This window comes from Ihubacter massiliensis (assembly GCF_024125305.1).
Lineage (GTDB): Bacteria > Bacillota > Clostridia > Peptostreptococcales > Anaerovoracaceae > Hominibacterium > Hominibacterium faecale.
Genome location: NZ_JAMXVH010000001.1, coordinates 2325177 through 2344020, shown reverse-complemented (window position 1 = coordinate 2344020; position 18844 = coordinate 2325177). Strand labels below are relative to the sequence as shown.

24 protein-coding genes are annotated in these 18844 nt (G+C 48.0%); 9 read left to right on the top strand and 15 right to left on the bottom strand.

Annotated elements, in window-relative coordinates; translation table 11 throughout:
• Positions 1–3: 3 nt before the first annotated feature.
• Genes NIA71_RS10990 through NIA71_RS10980 form a run of 3 tightly spaced genes read left to right on the top strand, consistent with a single transcriptional unit; the run spans position 4 to position 1528 of the window.
• Positions 4–957 carry a hypothetical protein gene (locus NIA71_RS10990; RefSeq protein WP_253020412.1) on the top strand — a complete coding sequence of 318 codons (954 nt, stop codon included), beginning with the start codon at positions 4–6 and terminating at the stop codon, positions 955–957.
• A gap of 2 nt (positions 958–959) precedes the next feature.
• A complete protein-coding gene (locus NIA71_RS10985) occupies positions 960–1166 on the top strand; it encodes a transposon-transfer assisting family protein (RefSeq protein ID WP_009447124.1) in 207 nt (68 codons plus the stop codon).
• Positions 1163–1528 (top strand): cysteine-rich VLP domain-containing protein, encoded by a 366-nt coding sequence (locus NIA71_RS10980; protein WP_009447123.1) that lies wholly within the window; start codon positions 1163–1165, stop codon positions 1526–1528. Before NIA71_RS10985 ends, NIA71_RS10980 begins: the two co-directional genes overlap by 4 nt.
• Before the next feature lie 172 nt (positions 1529–1700).
• Here the strand turns inward: NIA71_RS10980 and NIA71_RS10975 are convergent, their stop codons facing one another.
• From NIA71_RS10975 to NIA71_RS10960, 4 genes are all read right to left on the bottom strand, one after another.
• A complete protein-coding gene (locus NIA71_RS10975; RefSeq protein WP_009447122.1) occupies positions 1701–2147 on the bottom strand; it encodes a HEAT repeat domain-containing protein in 447 nt (148 codons plus the stop codon).
• 89 nt (positions 2148–2236) lie between these two features.
• On the bottom strand, positions 2237–3580 hold the full coding sequence (locus NIA71_RS10970; RefSeq protein ID WP_253020411.1) for a relaxase/mobilization nuclease domain-containing protein: 1344 nt from the start codon (positions 3578–3580) through the stop codon (positions 2237–2239).
• Positions 3541–3870 (bottom strand): plasmid mobilization protein, encoded by a 330-nt coding sequence (locus tag NIA71_RS10965; protein ID WP_002569185.1) that lies wholly within the window; start codon positions 3868–3870, stop codon positions 3541–3543. The genes NIA71_RS10970 and NIA71_RS10965 overlap by 40 nt, the downstream gene beginning before the upstream one ends.
• Positions 3871–4138: 268 nt before the next feature.
• Positions 4139–4492: a helix-turn-helix transcriptional regulator gene (locus NIA71_RS10960; RefSeq protein WP_002569186.1), complete on the bottom strand. Its 354-nt coding sequence runs from the start codon at positions 4490–4492 to the stop codon at positions 4139–4141.
• A 384-nt stretch (positions 4493–4876) separates the two neighbouring features.
• On the opposite strand from NIA71_RS10960, the gene NIA71_RS10955 reads away from it, so the two are divergent.
• From NIA71_RS10955 to NIA71_RS10935, 6 genes are all read left to right on the top strand, one after another.
• A complete protein-coding gene (locus NIA71_RS10955; RefSeq protein WP_002588768.1) occupies positions 4877–5056 on the top strand; it encodes a cysteine-rich KTR domain-containing protein in 180 nt (59 codons plus the stop codon).
• Positions 5057–5079: 23 nt separating this feature from the next.
• The gene (rlmN, locus tag NIA71_RS10950) at positions 5080–6069 is read left to right on the top strand and encodes a 23S rRNA (adenine(2503)-C(2))-methyltransferase RlmN (RefSeq protein ID WP_002569187.1); all 990 of its coding nucleotides are present in this window, start codon (positions 5080–5082) and stop codon (positions 6067–6069) included.
• Between the two features lie 536 nt (positions 6070–6605).
• Positions 6606–7046, top strand: a complete 441-nt coding sequence (locus NIA71_RS10945; RefSeq protein WP_050636981.1) for a sigma-70 family RNA polymerase sigma factor — start codon at positions 6606–6608, stop codon at positions 7044–7046.
• The gene (locus tag NIA71_RS10940; RefSeq protein WP_016289899.1) at positions 7027–7287 is read left to right on the top strand and encodes a helix-turn-helix domain-containing protein; all 261 of its coding nucleotides are present in this window, start codon (positions 7027–7029) and stop codon (positions 7285–7287) included. The genes NIA71_RS10945 and NIA71_RS10940 overlap by 20 nt, the downstream gene beginning before the upstream one ends.
• Before the next feature lie 417 nt (positions 7288–7704).
• Positions 7705–7932: a transposon-encoded TnpW family protein gene (locus NIA71_RS19960; RefSeq protein WP_004607973.1), complete on the top strand. Its 228-nt coding sequence runs from the start codon at positions 7705–7707 to the stop codon at positions 7930–7932.
• Between the two features lie 100 nt (positions 7933–8032).
• A complete protein-coding gene (locus tag NIA71_RS10935) occupies positions 8033–9709 on the top strand; it encodes a recombinase family protein (RefSeq protein WP_009447114.1) in 1677 nt (558 codons plus the stop codon).
• 48 nt (positions 9710–9757) lie between these two features.
• On the opposite strand, the gene NIA71_RS19955 is transcribed toward NIA71_RS10935, so the two are convergent.
• From NIA71_RS19955 to NIA71_RS10885, 11 genes are all read right to left on the bottom strand, one after another.
• Positions 9758–10057 (bottom strand): hypothetical protein, encoded by a 300-nt coding sequence (locus tag NIA71_RS19955; RefSeq protein WP_290445994.1) that lies wholly within the window; start codon positions 10055–10057, stop codon positions 9758–9760.
• Positions 10054–10179: a hypothetical protein gene (locus NIA71_RS19950; RefSeq protein ID WP_256147837.1), complete on the bottom strand. Its 126-nt coding sequence runs from the start codon at positions 10177–10179 to the stop codon at positions 10054–10056. The genes NIA71_RS19955 and NIA71_RS19950 overlap by 4 nt, the downstream gene beginning before the upstream one ends.
• Positions 10180–10277: 98 nt before the next feature.
• A complete protein-coding gene (locus tag NIA71_RS10925) occupies positions 10278–10448 on the bottom strand; it encodes a transposon-encoded TnpW family protein (protein WP_253020410.1) in 171 nt (56 codons plus the stop codon).
• Between the two features lie 417 nt (positions 10449–10865).
• Entirely contained in the window at positions 10866–11120 is a 255-nt protein-coding gene (locus NIA71_RS10920; RefSeq protein ID WP_253020409.1) for a helix-turn-helix domain-containing protein, read from the bottom strand.
• Complete coding sequence (locus NIA71_RS10915) at positions 11101–11547, bottom strand: RNA polymerase sigma factor (RefSeq protein ID WP_253020408.1); 447 nt, start codon at positions 11545–11547, stop codon at positions 11101–11103. Before NIA71_RS10915 ends, NIA71_RS10920 begins: the two co-directional genes overlap by 20 nt.
• Positions 11548–12041: 494 nt before the next feature.
• Complete coding sequence (locus tag NIA71_RS10910) at positions 12042–12470, bottom strand: metal-dependent transcriptional regulator (protein WP_253020407.1); 429 nt, start codon at positions 12468–12470, stop codon at positions 12042–12044.
• 15 nt (positions 12471–12485) lie between these two features.
• On the bottom strand, positions 12486–13088 hold the full coding sequence (locus NIA71_RS10905) for an MptD family putative ECF transporter S component (protein WP_253020406.1): 603 nt from the start codon (positions 13086–13088) through the stop codon (positions 12486–12488).
• 13 nt (positions 13089–13101) lie between these two features.
• The gene (locus tag NIA71_RS10900) at positions 13102–13815 is read right to left on the bottom strand and encodes an energy-coupling factor transporter transmembrane component T (RefSeq protein WP_367177888.1); all 714 of its coding nucleotides are present in this window, start codon (positions 13813–13815) and stop codon (positions 13102–13104) included.
• Positions 13793–15322: an ABC transporter ATP-binding protein gene (locus NIA71_RS10895; RefSeq protein WP_253020404.1), complete on the bottom strand. Its 1530-nt coding sequence runs from the start codon at positions 15320–15322 to the stop codon at positions 13793–13795. Before NIA71_RS10895 ends, NIA71_RS10900 begins: the two co-directional genes overlap by 23 nt.
• Positions 15303–17039 carry an ABC transporter ATP-binding protein gene (locus NIA71_RS10890; protein WP_253020403.1) on the bottom strand — a complete coding sequence of 579 codons (1737 nt, stop codon included), beginning with the start codon at positions 17037–17039 and terminating at the stop codon, positions 15303–15305. Before NIA71_RS10890 ends, NIA71_RS10895 begins: the two co-directional genes overlap by 20 nt.
• Complete coding sequence (locus NIA71_RS10885) at positions 17036–18772, bottom strand: ABC transporter ATP-binding protein (protein WP_253020402.1); 1737 nt, start codon at positions 18770–18772, stop codon at positions 17036–17038. Before NIA71_RS10885 ends, NIA71_RS10890 begins: the two co-directional genes overlap by 4 nt.
• Between the last annotated feature and the right edge of the window lie 72 nt (positions 18773–18844).

Sequence of the window (18844 nt, the reverse complement as noted above, 5' to 3'; positions counted from 1 at the left end):
CCCATGCCGGAACAGAGCAGATTTGAAAACGTGGATTTGTTCGCTTCCCTTGAAGCGATTATGAAGCAGAATACAGGCTTTTACCAGAGCGACTTGGAGATTGACAAGGAGATTATCGCAAAGGCGGCGGCAAGCCCCCACAGGGAGGACAAGACCCTTTTGTGGTTCTGCCGCCCGTCCGGGACGCATTGCTTTAGGGAGCGCGACGTTTTCCTAAAGGACACCGCGCCCCACAATACATGGCGTTTCTACATGGAGCAGACAAGCGACCGCGTACTTGCCTATGCAATCGAGCTGACGGGAAAGGAGCGCGGGAAAATCAAGGGCAATCTGTATGAGCTTGACTATTCCCGCCATTATGAGCGCGTCAAGGAAAAGGAGCTGCCCGCCGATACGGTGAAGCTGTTTTATGAGCGTGGGGAAAGGGTACAGAAAGCCGGGAGATATTTTGACGGAACCCCAGACCCGCAGCTTGGGAAGTTTGAACGCTTTGAAGCCGTACCCAACGACCCGGACGCGCTGCAATCGCTCTTACAGGAAGAACGGCGCAGCCGGGAGCAGCTTCCACCGGGAGATTTCAAGGCGCATATCGCCGCATTGCGGGACGGGCTGATTGAAAAGGAAGCGCGGCGCATTGTGTGGGAAATGAAGCGGCACGACACGCCGAACAGCCCAAACAAGACCCATTTCATGGTAGAGCTTTCCCCGGCGTTCATGCAGCTTGCGGCTACAAAGGACACTGACCGTCTTTTCTCCATGCTGCCCTACAAGACCCTTTCCTTTTCCAAAATCGAGGGCAGACATGGGACGTATGCGCTGATTGACAAGAGGGAGAACCGGGACAGGGAGATACGGAAGCCCCGCCCCTCTATCCGGGCGCAGCTTAAAACAGACAAGGCAAAGACCGCCCCGAAAAAGGCGGCGGCAAAGAATAAAAATCACGATTTGGAGGTGTGAACATGACAAAACTGACCGTAGAAGAAACAAACCTTTTGAGCATTTACAAGACCGGGAGCCGACAGGGGCTTATCGTCGCCATGAACGCCGCGCTGCCCTTTATGGACGGGGAAATGCGGGGCTTTGCTGCCCGTACCCTCTCCAAAGTGGAAGCCATGACCGAAGCGGAGTTTGCGGGGCTTCCCATTTACGCCGCTGATGAAGTATGAGCGAGGTCAAGCGGCTGACGCCGCCCCAGAGCCGGAAAGTCAACGCCCTTGTGCGCCGGACGTGCTGCAACTGCGATAATGGAAACTGTATCTTACTGGACGACGGGGACGAGTGCGTATGTCCGCAGCTCATTTCCTATTCGCTTCTCTGCAAGTGGTTTAAGGTTGCGGTGCTTCCCGCTGATAAGCTGCTCTATGCGGAGCTTTACCAAACCGGGGACAGGAAGAAATGTACCGAGTGCGGCACGTCCTTTGCGTCAAGCTCTAACAGCGTCAAATACTGCCCCGACTGCCGGAAGCGTATCACCCGCAGACAGGCCGCCGAGCGCATGAGGAAAAGACGCGCCCCTGTTACGCAGTAGGCGCGGAAAATCCCTTGATTTGCAAGGCTTTCCGGGCGGGAAAATCGGATAGGCGATACTTTATACCTTTTCCCCCGAAAATGGCGTTCTATTGCGTAACATTTACCACAACAGCACCCACAAAAAGACAGGGCGCGGAAGTCATATACTGACTTTCCGCGCCCTGTTCTTTTTATTTCTTTGGCAAACATTTGTATGTATTTGTAATCCAATCATCAAATTTTTGACCCTTTTCAAATTCCATTACATCATACATTTCTGCCGCGATTGTTTTGAACGCTTCCTTGAATAATTGTAAATCTAATTCTTCCATTGATTTTTCACGTTTGATACGTAGAAAAACTTTAGTAAAGTCTTTTGTCTTAAAACCAATATCTTTACGTCCTAAGCGAATAGGATTTCCGCGGTAAGTAATCCCCATAGCTTGTGCTGCTCTAAATGCTTCCTCTTTAACTTTATAAACTTTGTCATGGAGAGCAAGACGAGTAATAACATCTCTTGATTGTTGACAATCATATTGTTTTAGTTCATTCAACGCAGCAAGCCTAATTTTCCATGATGATTTATTGTTTGCGTCTTTGACAAGCTGACTAATATTAGCTGGTGTTCCTTTTGTCATGTACTATCAAATCCTTTCAAAAGTTGTAGATAATTTTATTATACCACATACCGCTTTCTGTTTCTATACGAAAATCATTTTTTGCTTAATCAGTGTTCCATTCCCTTTTCCCGTTCCGGCTGTCTGTCTGCCTGTAAAATGTTGTCAATGTTCTGCTTGATAATGTCATATTCCCGGACTTTCTTTTTCAGCTTCCCATAGTCGGCGTAAAGGGCTTCTTTCTGCGCTTGGAGGGCTTCATATTCCGATTGCAGCGCGGCGAGGTTCGGGAGCTTCGCAATGCCCGCAGCTTTCAGCGACCTTGCGGCGGCTTCATGTAAGATAATCGCCTGTTCCTGTCCGGCGCGGTATTTCTCCCTGTTCCTTGCCTTGCGGTATGCGTCATAGACGGGCTTTGTCTTTTGGTAGGTGGAAACATTCTTGATAAGCACCGCCATGTCCGCAAGCCGCTTTTCGGCGTTCTTCAATGCGTCTGCCGCCTGTCCGCTTTCCGCTGCCATTTCCTCAATCCGGCTAACTAAATCCGCGTACTGTTCAATCTTGTTTTCGGTGAGAAAGTTCATAGTCTTTGCCGCCTGTTTCAGATTGTGGATTTTCGCCCACTGTTCATAGCCCTTACTCTGCGCCGCCTTGATACTGTTCTCAATGTCGATAAGCAGCGAAACGCCGCGCTGCTCTCTGGGAGCTTTCGCCACCTTTGTCCGTCTGCCCGCTATCCGTTCCCTTACGGCTTCCTCTGTATAGTCTGCGCCGAGGGTTTTAAGGCGGGTGAAGCGTTCCTGTCCGGGGGCGCGGCATGATACATATTTCCCCGGCTTTATCTCATAGCCCGCCGCCTGTAACCGCGTTAGCAATTCCTCAAAACTGGAAACTTGGGGGATAAGCGCGTCAACAGTGGTTTTCAGCTTGCCTTTCCAACTTGTACCCGTCTTTTCTGCCTGGTACTCTGCATAGCTCTTTCCCTTGCTGCCCTTGCCGGGGACGACAACGGACAAGCCATTTTCCCGGCACAGCTTGTCGCTCATGTTCCGTATGCCGTAATAGCTCCTTTTGTTGGAATTGTATTTGTGGTGGTCTACGAAGTTCACCGCGCAAAAAATGATATGGTTATGGACGTGTCCTTTGTCAATGTGCGTCGTGAGTACATACTCATGCTGCCCCTTTGTTACCGCGTCGGCAAGCTGCTTTCCGATTTCATGGGCTTTCTGATAATCGACTTCCCCCGGCTCAAAGGACTGTATCAGATGAAAGGCTAAATTGTTCCCCTTTTGGAGTGCTTGCGACAGGGTATATTCAAACTCAATATCTGCCGTTTCATAGGAGCAACCGAAAGAGGACACAAGCATTTTCCCGTCCGTCTTGTCCGGGTTTTCGATATAGTCAAGGGCTTTGCTTAGAGTGCTTTTAATAGGCTTAATCTTTGTAACCGCCATATCTCCGCAAGCACCCCCTTTATTTCCTCTATGTCCTCTTGGTATGCGTTCCCCGTCGCGTTTACGCGGCGTGCTATCTGGTTGACGTTGACACCGATTTTCTGTATCTCTGCGGTCATAGCCTTTATATCGGCGTGGTCTATCTGAATGATATACCCGTCAATGGCAATCTTCCGCAGATACGCCGCCATGTTCCGGGTGGGTACGAGCTTCATTTTTTCCAGTATTAAATCCCGTTCCGCTTCCGTCACTCTGAATTTGATTTGTACCGTCCTTTTGCGTCCGTCCATGTATTCGCTCCTTTCCTTTCCGTTCCGAGGGTTTGGGACACTTCCCAACAAGCAATTTTCAACCGACGCGCCGCAGCGCGGGAGGGCGAAAATACGGAAGTGGGTACCCGCTTCCTATGCTTGCTACGAATGTTTTTATCCTTTAGGCTCTTATCACCTACTACGGAGAAAAAGCGATTTTGCCAAACTTACGCAAAAGAAAAACGCTGCAACCTCAAAAAAGATTACAACGCTTTCTAAATCCTGTTCAGTTTTAAGTCGGACATTCCTATTCGCCCTCTTTTTCGACTTCGGAAATCTCCTTTGCCGTTGCGGTTACAATCCGTATGCCTGTATCGCTCATACCGTCAAGAAGCGCGTCAAGCTGCCGCCGCTGCGTGTTCTTCTCCGGCGGCGTTTCTAAAAGGAATTGGTCTACGGATATATGGTAACGCTGTATCAGCTCAAAGAATATCTGTAAACTTGGGTGCTGCCCCTTGTTCTCAATGTTCGCAAGGTAGCGCGGCGAGATAAACATTTCGTCGCCTACTTTCTTGCGGCTCTCCTTGCATCCCTCACGCGCTGCCTTTATCGCTGCCCCAAAAGCCTTAAAGTCGTATCGTGGTACTGGTCTTTTTGCCATAGTTATTCACCCTATTACATTTTACTGTTCCCCTTTCTTCTTGGATATGTCTACGTAGTTCTATCAGTTAGCCAAAATAATTCATATATATATATGTTGACAACAAGCTGCTTTTGTATATAATATTATATAAAAGGGGGGGAATGTTTATGTTACATAGCATGCGTATTCGATAAGCATTGAAATCAAAAAAGATTTTTCCCATTTTCAATATGGGCTTTTTTGTCATGCTTATTTTGCGTATGCTATACAACAAAACTAACGACGTATAGACATAGTATAAAAACTATGCCTTAATTTTGTTGTAGTATTATATGTATAAATGCAGGTCAATGCTCATGTTGAGAATTGACCTGCATTTTTTTGCGCAAAAGGAGAAATATTATGCTTGAAAAATATTGGATAAAATGTCCAATTTGTAACGGAAAGACGAGGGTTCAAGTATTTTATAATACGGTATTAAGAAATTTTCCTCTTTTCTGCCCTAAATGTAAATTAACGCATATCGTTGATGTTGAAAAACTAGAAATCATAATCAAAAACTCTGAAAAACAAACTTTTTAATTTTGAAAAGGAAGGATATTTAAATGAAACACTTACCTAAAAGTACACCTACGGAAATATTGAATGACCCATACGGATTTACTTACAAAGAAATGTCGGAAGTAATTGGAGAGGATAAAGCAAGAGCCTTATATACGGAATTGTATAAACAGCCATTTCACAAAGAAAATCTATCAATATCAACAAAAAAAGTCTATAAAAGTAGCGATACTGAAAAGTATGTTTATGAATTGAAAGATAACAGGTATATTGAAACGGTTTTTATTAAACGGCGAGATGGTGGGACTGTTTGCGTAAGTACGCAAGTTGGTTGTTCTGTTGGCTGTATTTTTTGTGAGTCCGGACGCAATGGTTTTGTTCGTAATCTAACACCGTCTGAAATTGTGCAGCAGGTTGTATTGATACGTCAAAAAGTAAATCGTATCGTTTTTATGGGAATGGGAGAACCTTTATTCAATTACGACAACTTGATTGCAGCAATCCATATTCTTCGAGATAGAAATGGACTTAACTTTCCAACCGACGGCATTACCGTATCAACAGTTGGTCCAGTTAATCAATTAAAAAAATTGCGCGAAGAACATCTAAAAATTCAGTTGACAATATCTTTACATGCAGCAACACAGGCTGCGAGAAACTGTATCATTCCTCATATGCACATGTACGCTATTGAAGATGTTGTTAAGCAAGCATTGTCCTATTCTCAAAGGCATAATCGAAAAGTGGTATTTGCGTATTTGCTTTTACCAGGTATAAATGACCGTTCCTCAGATATAAGGCAACTTGCAAAATGGTTTAAGGGCAAAAATGTTATGATTAACGTGCTGCAATACAACCCGACGAGTAATTCAAAAATTAGAGCACCACAAAAACAAGAAATGGTTGCGTTCAAACATCAATTAGAGCAAACAGGACTTGAAGTTACCATGAGAGTTTCTCATGGTAGAGAGATTAAAGCAGCTTGTGGACAGTTAGCTAATACATATAATAAAGCCAAAAAACAACAGAAATAATTTAATTAAAAGAGCCAGACGCACAGACGCAGAGCCGATAATATGCAGTTTGAAATACTGCTGTTATCGGCTCTTTTTTGATTTTAATTTGTGCCCCTAATAACCATATTGGAGCAAAATCAGAACTGTTGCTTGTCGTTCTTTGATTTCCGCAGCAGCTTTGAAAAATCAAAGCCGCCGTTTCTTTTTATCTTCTAATGAAATGACGCGGTATCACTGTTAAAAGCGGCGGCTAAAGGAGGTAGCCGCCATGAAGCACATACCCTATCGACAAAATCCGACGGTCATTGACATATCAAAAAAAGCCCGACCACCGCCGGGAACCTCTCTACCCTTGACTATGAACTGTCTAATCATCTAAATACTGCTTACAATACCTATACGCCTGTCCGGGCTTTTCGGACAGGCGTATTTTGCTGCTCAAAAAATTTTTTGAAAAAATTTCAAAAAATCTTCGGCGTTTTTCAAAAACGCCGTATTGCCCCGCGAAAAGGGGGAAGCACCACCAACTTTCCAACGAGAAAGGAGGTGAGAATGTGGAACCTAATAGCAGGGAGTTTTACAAACAATGTGCTTTTCAGAAGTTTTGTAATACGGTGCTGCACAATGAAGCGTGTGACGCTCACAGGGAGCTGCACAGGCATAAGGCAAGGGAAGTCACCTTTTCCGATTTGCCCTTAGACGAAGCGCGGCAGCTTCATACCTTTGATGAATATTTCAAACGGGAAACCGCCGAAACCGTCTTTGAGAAAGCCGGGAAGAAAATCACGCCGAAGCTGCTTCTTGAAGCAATCCGTACTTTGCCGGAAGAAAAGCGCAAAGCCGTACTCCTGTACTATTTCGAGGGAATGAACGACACCGAGATTGCGAAGTTGTTCAATACATCGAGAAGCACGATACAGTACAGGCGGACAAGCTCTTTTGAGAAATTAAGAAAATATCTGGAGGAAAATGCTGATGAATGGGACGAATGGTAACGAACCCGGCTACCCGGAAAATGCCCTTGTTCCCTATCCTGTCATTGTGGCAGCGACAAAGGGTGACCCGGACGCCATGAAGATTGTCTTGCAGCATTTTAGCGGCTACATAGCCCGCCTCTCCATGCGGAAGCTGTACGACGAGCGCGGGAACGTCTATTTCGGCGTAGACCACGACATTCGGGAACGGCTGCAAGCAAAACTGATGATGGCTGTCCTCACCTTTAGGACAGAGGAATAACCGCAACGGCGGCGGGACGCTTTCTCTCACCCCCTTTTCCGTTCCGCTGTTGACGCGGGTAGCACAGCCATTTTGAACCTTGAAAAAGAAAGCGGCGCAAGATAACGGCGGCGCAGCATAGGGCAAATCGGATACGTTCCTTTTGCGTCGAGCCATACGGCGGGTGCGCCATGACGCTATCCGGGCGAGGTTATCACCGCCCGGACAGCCGAGCGACCAACACCGCGCCGGAAAGCAAGTGTAGCGGTTTGCGGGCAACGACACGCAGAATATACAATGATACTTCCTTACAGCCACAGTCCGAGCGTTAAGAGCGTCGCAGGCAATGGGTAGGGCTGCATGAGAACCATGCCGGGGTGAAATTCCCATGAGGTTATGCTAATAACCGTCCGATTAAAGCCTTTGTTTTATTGAATAGTGGACTTGCTGCTATTCATAGACTGTATTATATGTTTGCGAAAGAAAGGGGGATTTTCTTTGACGCAAAACCAAACGCCCGTTACCACAACGGAGCATAAAATCGGAAAAGTTACTTACCTTGTATGTTCGTCTGCAAGTGAACGCGCAACGGACACACTGGATAAAAAGATAAAAAAGCTCATTCGCAAAGACATGGAGCTGAACCCCGCAAACGCCCGAAAATAGGGCGTTTCTTCACATTTTATACATGACACAGGCAGCGGTATGTGGTATAATATAGACAGTACAAATACCATGCTTGTCTGTCGTCGGAAAGGAGGACAAAATGTTACAGACAGACAAGATTACCGCTTTATATTGCAGATTGAGCCAGGAAGATATGCAGGCCGGGGAAAGCGAGAGCATACAGAACCAAAAGCTGATTTTACAAAAGTACGCTGACGAACACCACTTTTTCAATACGCGCTTTTTTGTAGACGACGGATTTTCCGGCGTGAGTTTCGAGCGTGAGGGGCTTCAAGCCATGCTGCATGAGGTTGAAGCCGGGAACGTGGCGACCGTCATAACAAAAGACCTTTCCCGTCTGGGACGCAATTATCTGAAAACCGGCGAACTGATAGAGATTGTTTTCCCCGAATATGAAGTGCGCTACATTGCCATTAACGACGGTGTAGACACAGCGAGGGAAGATAACGAGTTTACCCCTCTGCGGAACTGGTTCAACGAGTTTTACGCCCGCGACACCTCAAAGAAAATCCGGGCTGTTAAACAGGCAAAGGCACAGAAAGGCGAGCGTGTCAACGGCGAAGTGCCGTATGGTTACATAGCCGACCCAAACGACCGCAATCATCTATTGCCCGACCCGGAAACGGCGCACATTGTAAAACAGATTTTCGCTATGTATGTGCGCGGCGACCGTATCTGCGAAATCCAGAACTGGCTACGGGAACATGAGGTACTTACTGTTTCAGAACTGCGCTACCGTCGTTCCGGCAGTTGCCGCCACCCGCGCCCGCACCCGACCTGTATTTATAACTGGCCGGATAAGACACTGTATGATATTCTTGGACGCAAAGAATATTTGGGGCATACCATTACGGGCAAGAGCTATAAGGTATCTTACAAATCGAAAAAGACGAAAAAGAACCCGGAGGAAAAGCAATACTTTTTCCCCAACACGCACGAACCTTTGATTGACGAAGAAACCTTTGACCTTGCACAGAAACGGATTGCTACCAAACACCGCCCTACAAAGGTTGATGAAATTGACATTTTTTCGGGACTTCTCTTTTGTGGGGATTGCGGCTATAAAATGTATCTGCAACAGGGAGCCGGGACACTGGAACGCAAACACGCCTACACTTGCGGAAAGTACCGAAACAGGATAAGGACTGGCGAGCTTTGCACTACCCATTATATCCGAAAGAGCGTCCTTAAAGAACTTGTCCTTGCTGATTTACAGAGGGTGCTGTCCTATGTGAAAGAGCATGAACAGGAGTTTATCGAAACCGCCAACGAGTGCAGCGCAAAGGCAGTACAAAAGACGCTGACACAGCAGCGGAAAGAGCTTGACAAGGCGCAGAGCCGCATTAGCGAGCTGAACATCTTATTCCGCAAGCTCTACGAGGACAACGCTTTAGGGAAACTTTCTGATGAACAGTTTGCTTTTCTGACTTCCGGCTATGATGAAGAAAAAAAGACGCTGACCCGGAGGATTGCGGAGCTGTCACAGGAAATCGACAACGCCACCGAGCGCAGCGCGGACGTGAAAAGGTTTGTCGCACTGGTACGCAGATACACCGCCATTACCGAACTGACCTACGAAAACGTCCATGAATTTATTGACCGTATTCTTATTCACGAACTGGATAAGGAAACGAACACCCGCAAAATCGAAATCTTTTATAGCTTTGTCGGCAGAGTTGATACGGGCGACAAGCCTACCGAAAGTATCTCCTATTTCAGACAGATAGGAGCCGACGTAAAGAGTTATGCTATCTAACATACATCAAAAAGAGGTAAGATAACGCCCTCTGCAAAAAAGGTTACGTTATCTTACCTCAACAAAGTTCGTCCCGGAATAACCATCGTCCTCGTCATAGTGGCGAAAAGCGGTAATCCCATGATCCCGGCAGTACCGTTCCAAAATCCTTTTTTGATTGGCGATACTGTTACTCTCACCGTCTGCCTTGTCCTCCTGCGAAAGCCGTTCGTACAGGGCCGAAATGCCCTCATCCTCCGGCTCTTGATCCTGTATGAAAAACAGAATGTTATCGCGGATCGCACTACGAAGCTCGTCACTCAACGTGCTTTTTGTCTGGACGCTCTGAAAGGAAAGGTTGCTTGTCATCTGCCATCACCGCCTTTCTCGGCGGCATGGCACAGCCGGTGCATTTGATTGTCAAGGTGCAGGTCTGTTTGTATAGTTGCCGCACAGCTAAAATATGCGGTCATTTTGTCTGGCTGCTTCATTGGTACCTCCTGTTCCGGCAGCCGGACAAACAGGTTATATGTATTGTAGCATAAAACCTGTTTACCGTCTGCATCTAAAGCGTGAACAATCCCGACTTTTATAGCTTTTTCGCCCGCCGGAGATCGTTTTGTATCAATCGCCGTACCTTTGTAGCAGCATCTTCTTTTGCGCCGTCTTTCGTGACGGCCTTAACGATATATGTCATGTCCCCGATTTTGTACTCGCGTACAACGGGGGAAGATTCTTTTTTGGTTGTAGTAGTATTCATCTGAATACATCCCCCTTTCTAAAAAATGCAAAAAAGGTTAATAGAGAAATGGACTTTAATCGGACGGCTGTTAGCGGCAGCCTCACAGGGGTTTCACCTCGGCCCATGCTTATGGGTGCGCCGCGCAATGCTGTGTGGGCGTTCAACGCGGGAGTATCATTATGCCTTTTGCGCTGTCGTCGCCCACAAAGCCGCTACGCTTGTTTTGCGGCGCGGTGTAAATCGCTCGGCTTTTCCATAGAGAAAAGGCGTCATGGCGCACCCGCCGTCCGGCTCGGCGCAAAAGGAACGTATCCGATTTGCCCTATACTGCGCCGACGGCCTCCCGACGGGCTTTCTTTGTCAAAGTGCAAGCAGGCTGTTTGCTGCTGCGTGCGAAACGGAAAAGGGGGTTAAGGCGTCTCGCTGCGGGTATTGTTAATCAGCCTTGAATCTGAGGACTGTCCTCATCAATTTGGCTTGCAGCCGTTCGCGGATGTCCTCGTCCACGCCGTAGTAGGCGTTGCCTCGCTCGTCATAGAGCTTTCGCATAGAAAGGCTTGCGATATATCCGCTGAAATGCTGCACCACCGCTTTCATAGCTTCCGGATCACCCTTTGTTGCCGCTACAATGATTGGATAGGGAACAAGTGCGACTTCCGGGCATTCATATTTACCATTCGTCCCATTCATCAGCGTGTTCCTCCAAATATTTTTTCAGCAGCTCGAAAGAGCTTGTCCGTCGATACTGGATCGTGCTGCGCGGTGCGTCAAACAGCTTCCCGATCTCCGTATCATTCATTCCGGCAAAGTAGTACAGAAGTACCGCCTTGCGCTTTTCCTCCGGCAATGTGCGGAGGGCTTCGGCTATGAGCTTCGCCGTGATCTTCTTGCCCGCTGCGTAGTAACCCGGCTCTGTGTCCTCATGACCGCCATATAAATAGCTGTCATAGGTGCAAAGCTGATCTTGCTCATGCGGTGTCAAATCGGAAAAGCTCACTTCCTTTGCTCTGCGCCGTTTGATTTCCTTATGGGCGTTGGCGGCTTCGTTCCGCAAAGCCCGCTTGCAGAAACTTTGAAAGGCACATTGCTTTTGAAACTCCAAGCGATTAGGTTGCATCGTCTCACCTCCTTTCTGGCCGAAAGGCGGCTCGCTGGTACATCCCCTTTTCGCGTATGACTACAACCGATTTTTTGAAATGCCAAAGAATCGGGGAAACTTTTTGAAAAAAATATCGAAAAAAGCAAAAAAGACCCCGACTGCATGAAGCAGCCGAGGCAAAATAGGAACCTACAACAGCAGGTGGATGATTAACTTGTTCCTTTACGCGGACGCAAAGGGTTACGGAACTGCGATAGCTTTTTTTCGCAGATAGAGGTTGTGGAGATCATACAGACATAAAATGAACACGACGACACCTCCTTGCTGCTGCCGTGTTCCGAGAATAGAGTGACGCTATACAGCCTCCGCATCCTTTTTCAAAACAGGAAAACGGCGGTTTGAAATCGTGATTGTTCCAAAACCGCCGTCAGATTGTCCATATTAACTTTTGGGAGCATACCGTAATTCTGACAACGGTTTTAGTGTAGCAATAATAGAAATAGATTGCACATTTAATTATCTTCCTTTGCACTGCGCTTACTTTCAGCCACAAGCTGACAGGAATCCGCAAACGGGCAGGTATTTTGTTTCTGCTCCTTTAAGAGCTGAAACGATGCATGGCTGACTGAGTGTTCCATCTTGCAGGCTTCTTCCTTTGCAACTGTGGCATCAACCCCTGCACCGGCAAGATGCTTGGCAAAATACTGATAGCGCTCATAGAGTTTTTCCGCAATATCTCGTCCGTCTTCCGTCAAGTGTAGATAGTGGTCGTCGTCTACATAGATCACGCCGCATTCTTGAAGTGTTTTAACAGCATGACTGACGCTTGGCTTAGATACTCCCATGTATGTTGCCACGTCCACAGATCGAACCATGCCTCTCTCTTTATGCAGAATATAAATTGCTTTCAAATAGTTCTCGCCGGAAGAATAGAGCTTCATTTTGCACCTCCTGTATTACAACAATCCTGCTTTCTCAAAATGCTTTTTCAAAATCCGGGTGGAAATAAACGCACCGAGGAAGCTGGTTACAATCGTTAATGCCACCATGCTGAAAAACATAGGCCATGTAAACATTTTTAAGTATAAAGCAAGGGCTTCATCTGTCAGATGAAGGATCTCCTGCCTGTCGATTAGGTATTGAGCGTTGGATAGATACATAGGCAGCGTATATCCGGCAGAATGAAGCGTGCAGCCGAGAATATAGGTGAATATTAACACCTTTTTGCTCCTGTAATGATTGGCACTTGCAACAATCTCAGCAATGATCCAGCCGACAATAGATGCCACAACACCGATCACATTTGCGGCCATAAGCCCCGGAAGCGCACTAATCGTTCCCATAATCAGGAATGTTCCTTTTTTCCTGACCTTTGAAACGAGCAGCATATAAGCAATAGAAGTGAAAAAAACAGTTATGGGAATATTTGCGACTGTTCCGACGAGGGTCATTCCAGCGGCTCCGCCGATCACAAAGAAAATGACAAGGCTGATGGCGGCAAAGATACCGATGGTAATAAAATCACGGGCGGTCAACTTTTCTGTTTTGATGGTGTTCATTTTGAAATCCTCCTTATTTGTATTGTAGATAGAATAGTGCGGCAACAATCAGGGTAGAAAGTGCTCCAATGAGGTAGTCGAGTGCGTTCAGCTTCAGCGGATAAAGGATCGTCTGTTCGTTCATGTGCTCAAATCCCCGCGATAACGCGGAGGCTGCAAGTTCATCGGATGTACGGAGGCTTTTCATCAGGATCGGGACGAACAGGTATTCCACCATCCGCACGGGATGTATGATAAATTGCAGCGGCGACAGGGATACCTTGCGAATCCGCAGGCTGTCTTTCAGGCTGTGATAATCCTCCCGTATGGTGGGGAAGAAACGCAGCGCAACCATGATTGGAACGGCGGCAGCGTCCGGTATCTTCATGTGCTGCATGGCGGACAACACATAAGGAATCGTTGTCATGCGGACAAAGAAACTTCCCATCATCAGCAGGACGACCAGCTTTTGAACGAAATAGCTGAGCGACACGATAAGAAGCATCGCGCTTGTGTTATGGATCTTGTCCACGTTTGCCATGAGCAAGGCAACGGCAATGTAAATGGTGAGATACACGGCAAACGGCTTGTATGCCTTTGCGGCAAGCAGATAAACTGCGGCTACCGCGCAGATGATATGCGCAGTCATGGCCTTGTTCATAAACATGGCCGTTATTCCGAGCAGAATTACTACAAATCCAACGATCCGTGGGTCTAATGCAGGCTTAGTCTTGTCCAGAAGAAGCACCCCCTTTCCGAAGCAGACGGAGCACCGTGTCTTTGCTGTTTTCTGTCAAAGGGAAATCTTGTTCTATTTTCCCGTCGTTCAGATAAAGCACACGATGGCAGGCCGCCAAGATAAACTCGTAGTCATGGGTAATCACGAAAACGACACGGCTTTCTCTCGCAAGCGATTTGAGTTCCGCGGCGACACGAAGCATATTCCCGCGATCCAAACCGCTGGTCGGCTCATCGAAGAACAGTACACGGCTGTCTGCTTTCAAAGCTCCGGCTATCGTGAGCCGCTGCTTTTGCCCTCTGGAAAGGGCGGCAGGATGGTTTTCGCGTTTTTCCCAGAGGGAGAGCTTTTTCAAAATCGCCTGATTTTCTGTGTCATTTGAGCTTTTGTTTCCGGCTCCGATCCGCAACTCGTTTAACACACTATCCCCAAAGAGCTGATAATCTGAATCCTGCATGACAAAGTAAATCTGGCCGAGGCGTTTTTTCTGCGGAAGCTGCTTTTCGTGGATGGAAATAATCCCTGCACTTTCTTTCAGCAGCCCACAGCACAGTTTCGCAAGAGTCGTTTTGCCCGCGCCGTTATCTCCGATGATCCCTATGATTTCTCCGCTATACGCTTCAAAAGAAACATCGTGCAAAAGCGCAACCTCCGCCTCTGAACGCCTTTTGCGTCGCCCATAGGCGAAAGACACATGGGAGAGGGATAGTGTCAGTCTCGATTCCTCCTGTAAAGCTGTCGGGCGTGAGCAGGGCGTGAGTGCGTCAAGGCTGAAATCCCTCAGTTCGAGCTGCCTCAAATCACTGTCGCTTAACGAAAGCGTTTCCTGCCTGTTGAAATCGTTTCGTATAACGCCATCCTCCAAAAAGATCATACGATCCAACAGATCGGCCAGATAGAAAACCCGGTGTTCCAGCACAATCACGGTTTTCCCTTCGCTTTTCAGTTCCGAAAGGACATCATGCAGCTCCATAATTGCCCGAAAATCCAAATTTGCGGAGGGCTCGTCAAACACATAAATATCCGGGGCCATAGCGTAGCAGGAGGCGATGGACACCTTTTGCATCTCACCGCTGGACAACTGAAACAGGTTTTTGTCCGTCAGCTTGGAAATATTGATCTTTTCAAGACTGTCCTTTGTGCGTTGCCATACTTCTTCCCGCGGCAGCTTCATATTGACACAGCCAAAGGCTATCTCGTTTGTCGTATCCGTCATAAAGAATTGACTGCGCGGGTCTTGAAAGACGGAGCCGACGATAGTTCCAAAATCGCGCAAGGCGTAATCCCCGGTATTCCTGCCATTCAAATAGACCTCGCCGCTAAAGGTGCCCTCGTAGAAGTGCGGAACAAGCCCATTGATGCAGCGGGAAAGCGTTGTTTTCCCGCTGCCGCTTGCGCCGCTGACAAGCACAAAAGAGCCCTTTTCGATTTTGAGGTCAATTCCATGAATAGCGGGCTGGGAGTGACCCTGATATTGATACGATACCTCCCGCAGCTCAACCGCATAATCCTTCATTTGCGCTGACCTCCTTGCTGCCGCGGGCGTTCCACAGCTTGTGATAGTATCCATCGGAATCCGACAGCAGGGTTTCATGTTGCCCTGATTGAACGATCTGGCCATCCTGAAATACCAATATCTGATCCGCGCTGCGGATCGTACTCAAATGATGGGCGATTACCAAAACCGTCCTATCCTTTGCCAGCTCCGAAATGGCCTCCTGGATCAAAGCCTCATTGACCGGATCGACGTTGCTTGTGATCTCGTCCAAAAGCAGGACCGGGGCGTCTTTCAAAAATGCTCGCGCGATAGAAAGGCGCTGCTTCTGCCCGCCGGAAAGCCCAACGCCGTTTTCTCCGATCATGGTCTGATACCCGTCAGGAAGCGACATGATAAAGTCGTGGATGCGGGCCTTCTTTGCGGCGGTAATGATTTCTTCCTGTGTGGCCGCGGCCTTTCCAAGCCGTATATTCCCCTCGATGGTATCCGCAAAAAGCTGGACGTTCTGCATGACGATGCTGACAGAGCCGAGAAGTTCATCGTAGCTCATATCCCGCACGTCCACTCCGCCGATGCGGATTGCGCCGTCCGTCACATCCCAAAAGCGCAGCAGGAGATTTGTAATTGTCGTTTTGCCGGAGCCGGAGCCGCCGACAAGGGCGGTGAGTGTTTGTGCCGGTGTATGGAAAGAGATGTTTTGCATGGTGAAACCGCCCTCCTCATAAGAGAAAGACACGTCCTCAAAGGAAATTGCGTATTCCGTGGGGTGGATTGGCCTTTCCGGCTCCGGGACGGTTTCGGCTTCGGTTATCTTTTTGATGCGGCGATAGCTGTCTGTTACCGTCAGATAATTCACCCAATGGCTCTCCAACGCAAGGAAGGGCTTGTAAAACTCACGGCTGATGATGGCAAAGAGCAAGAACCCATAAACGGGGAGATTGCCCATCAGCAGCAGGAGCAGCCCGGCGGTGAGCATGATCCAAAAGGAGACATCAATGATAAGGCCATAGACGGACAAGACCGCCGCCCGGTTTCTGGATACCGCTTTGCTACTCTGTCCGAAGTCGCGGGCTGTCTGTTCCACCTTTTTCTCAAAGCGGCGGCTTTCAGAAAAGGCTTTCAGGAGGGGGATCCCTTTTACATATTCCACAAAGACACTCACCATATCGGCAAGATCATTTCCGGCTTCTTCCTCTAACCGTTTCGCTCGCTTCAATCCCAAAACAAGAAACAGAATTGCGACAGGCAAGGCCGAAACCATAAGCAACGCCATTTTCGGGCTGTAAACGACCAGCGCCGTAAGCAGAACGGCAGACACGATAAAATCGGCAAGCATCCGCGTCCACACATGACCAACAACCATTTCCATTTTGTCTACGTCTTTATGGATGATGGTGCTGATCTCGCCCAAACGCTCGTTGGTATAAAAACCGAGTGAAAACTCTTTCAAGCGATAAATGATGTTTTTGCGTACCTGATAGACAATATCAAACCCCGCGTAGTGTTTTCTTACGTCTGCAAGTATATTGCTGCCGCCTTTTATCAGGAGGCAGGCGACCAATGCGACCCAATACCAAAGCAGATTGCCGCCGCCTGAAATAACGGCTTCCAGTGCTTTCAAAACGATATACATCATAGCGATCCCTGAAAGGGCGTACAGGGTAAAGCCCGTGACAGAGAGCGATAAAGAGCGTTTCCCGCTGGGGGTAAGGGTATTCCAGATTTCCTTAATCAAAGGGACACCTCCTTGATCTTCCAGTTATCGACCTTGTTCTGATCCTCCACCATCTTTCGATATAGGGCGCAGCTCTCAAGCAGCGCGTTATGCCTGCCTGTATCTACAATCCTCCCGCTGTCCATGACAACAATCTGATCTGCGTCCCGGATGGTGTTTAAGTGGTGGGCAATCATAATGACGGTTTTATCGCGGCTCAAATCGTCGATTGCTGCCTGAATGAAGGCTTCGTTCTCTGTATCTACCGCCGCGGTTGCTTCGTCCAAAATGATGATCGGTGCGTCCTTCAGGATCATGCGGGCAATGGAAATCCGCTGCTTCTCTCCGCCGGAGAACTTGACGCCTGCTTCTCCCGCCATGGTCTGATAGCCGTTTGGCAGGGACATGATGAAATCATGGATGCGGGCCTTCTTCGCTGCCGCTATAATTTCTTCTATGCTGGCCTCCGGCTTTCCGATCCGTATGTTTTCTTCCATGCTCAGATTAAAGAGAAAGACCTCCTGTTGAACGATGGAAAAAAGACGGTTTAATTGCTGCTCGGAAAAGGACGCCGCATCTTCTCCCGCTATGGTAATGCGCCCGTCTGTCGGCTCCCAAAAGCCCATAAGCAGATTGGCAAGCGTACTTTTTCCGCAGCCGGAGGCTCCGACCAGTGCGGTCTTGCTGCCCTTCGGGAAACGAAGATTGATGTTTTCCAGCACTTTCCCGTCGCCGTTATAAGCAAAGTTCAGATTTGAAATGACGATTTCGCCATTGTGCGGATCGGCGCTTTGCTCCGGCCTGTTCGGGGCAGCGACACCCAGGATTGACCAAATCCCTTTCATGGCCTGTTTGAACACGATCCCGTAATGCTGGAAGGTTGCGACCTTGGCAATAGAGGATGTGAACAGTCCGCCTAAAACAATCGCAAGGATCAGCCGCGGAACCTCGATTTGCCCGACAGAGTGAAGATAGGTGCCGAGGATCATCACGAGAACAACGCCGGATTCCATGAACAGGATAATCAATCCCATTGGGACAGAGATTCCAGCCATGGACTTCTTCACCCAATAATCGTAGTCTTTTGCCGATTGAATCGTTTTTTCCGTCTTGGTTTCCTCTTTCCCAAAGGCTTTGATTACGGAAATATTTGAAACATACTCCATGACGTTTTCCTGCATCCTTGTCACGGAATCGGCGTATATCTTAAAGTTCTTTGTCCAAAGCGGGGCAGAGACTTTTTTCGTGATCCACATCAGCGGAAGCCCCGCGATCATTACGAGAGCCAGACGCCAATCCACCCACAACATAACGAGAAAAACGGCGGCCGGAAGGATGGTAGCGGACATGATTTCAGGCAGGCCATGAGCAAGATGCCCCTCCACCTGTTCTACGTCATGCTGCACAACATTTGTCAGATCGCCCGTCTTTCGTTCCTGAAAGAAACCGAGAGACAACTTTTTCAAATGCCGGATGATTTGCAGCCGCAAATCCGTCAGGCAGGTATAGGCTGCTTTATGGGCCGTCCATGTTGCAGAGTACGCGCAGACGGCCTTTCCGATAAAGCAGATCAGCATAGCGCCGCACTCCCAAAGGATTTGCTCCCTCGTGAGGGCTGCGGCGAAGTATAAGCCGATCATGTGGATCAAAAGCACTTGTGGGATCAGGTCAAAAACAATTTTGCAGCACAGCATGATGTTGGACAGCCTGTTTTTGCCCGTTACCTGTCTCACAAGCTCCTGTTGGTTTGTCATGTAGTACAACCTCCTTTTAATACCGAATTATAATTCGGTATTTGTTCAAAATAATAGTTAGCCAAAGCTAAC

Excerpts from the sequence above, each read along its gene's own strand:
- NIA71_RS10990 (WP_253020412.1), top strand. The coding sequence starts at position 4 with ATGCCGGAACAGAGCAGATTTGAAAACGTGGATTTGTTCGCTTCCCTT.
- NIA71_RS10985 (WP_009447124.1), top strand. The coding sequence starts at position 960 with ATGACAAAACTGACCGTAGAAGAAACAAACCTTTTGAGCATTTACAAG.
- NIA71_RS10980 (WP_009447123.1), top strand. The coding sequence starts at position 1,163 with ATGAGCGAGGTCAAGCGGCTGACGCCGCCCCAGAGCCGGAAAGTCAAC.
- NIA71_RS10975 (WP_009447122.1), bottom strand. The coding sequence starts at position 2,147 with ATGACAAAAGGAACACCAGCTAATATTAGTCAGCTTGTCAAAGACGCA.
- NIA71_RS10970 (WP_253020411.1), bottom strand. The coding sequence starts at position 3,580 with ATGGCGGTTACAAAGATTAAGCCTATTAAAAGCACTCTAAGCAAAGCC.
- NIA71_RS10965 (WP_002569185.1), bottom strand. The coding sequence starts at position 3,870 with ATGGACGGACGCAAAAGGACGGTACAAATCAAATTCAGAGTGACGGAA.
- NIA71_RS10960 (WP_002569186.1), bottom strand. The coding sequence starts at position 4,492 with ATGGCAAAAAGACCAGTACCACGATACGACTTTAAGGCTTTTGGGGCA.
- NIA71_RS10955 (WP_002588768.1), top strand. The coding sequence starts at position 4,877 with ATGCTTGAAAAATATTGGATAAAATGTCCAATTTGTAACGGAAAGACG.
- rlmN (WP_002569187.1), top strand. The coding sequence starts at position 5,080 with ATGAAACACTTACCTAAAAGTACACCTACGGAAATATTGAATGACCCA.
- NIA71_RS10940 (WP_016289899.1), top strand. The coding sequence starts at position 7,027 with ATGAATGGGACGAATGGTAACGAACCCGGCTACCCGGAAAATGCCCTT.
- NIA71_RS10935 (WP_009447114.1), top strand. The coding sequence starts at position 8,033 with ATGTTACAGACAGACAAGATTACCGCTTTATATTGCAGATTGAGCCAG.
- NIA71_RS19955 (WP_290445994.1), bottom strand. The coding sequence starts at position 10,057 with ATGACAAGCAACCTTTCCTTTCAGAGCGTCCAGACAAAAAGCACGTTG.
- NIA71_RS19950 (WP_256147837.1), bottom strand. The coding sequence starts at position 10,179 with ATGAAGCAGCCAGACAAAATGACCGCATATTTTAGCTGTGCGGCAACT.
- NIA71_RS10925 (WP_253020410.1), bottom strand. The coding sequence starts at position 10,448 with ATGAATACTACTACAACCAAAAAAGAATCTTCCCCCGTTGTACGCGAG.
- NIA71_RS10920 (WP_253020409.1), bottom strand. The coding sequence starts at position 11,120 with ATGAATGGGACGAATGGTAAATATGAATGCCCGGAAGTCGCACTTGTT.
- NIA71_RS10915 (WP_253020408.1), bottom strand. The coding sequence starts at position 11,547 with ATGCAACCTAATCGCTTGGAGTTTCAAAAGCAATGTGCCTTTCAAAGT.
- NIA71_RS10910 (WP_253020407.1), bottom strand. The coding sequence starts at position 12,470 with ATGAAGCTCTATTCTTCCGGCGAGAACTATTTGAAAGCAATTTATATT.
- NIA71_RS10905 (WP_253020406.1), bottom strand. The coding sequence starts at position 13,088 with ATGAACACCATCAAAACAGAAAAGTTGACCGCCCGTGATTTTATTACC.
- NIA71_RS10895 (WP_253020404.1), bottom strand. The coding sequence starts at position 15,322 with ATGAAGGATTATGCGGTTGAGCTGCGGGAGGTATCGTATCAATATCAG.
- NIA71_RS10885 (WP_253020402.1), bottom strand. The coding sequence starts at position 18,772 with ATGACAAACCAACAGGAGCTTGTGAGACAGGTAACGGGCAAAAACAGG.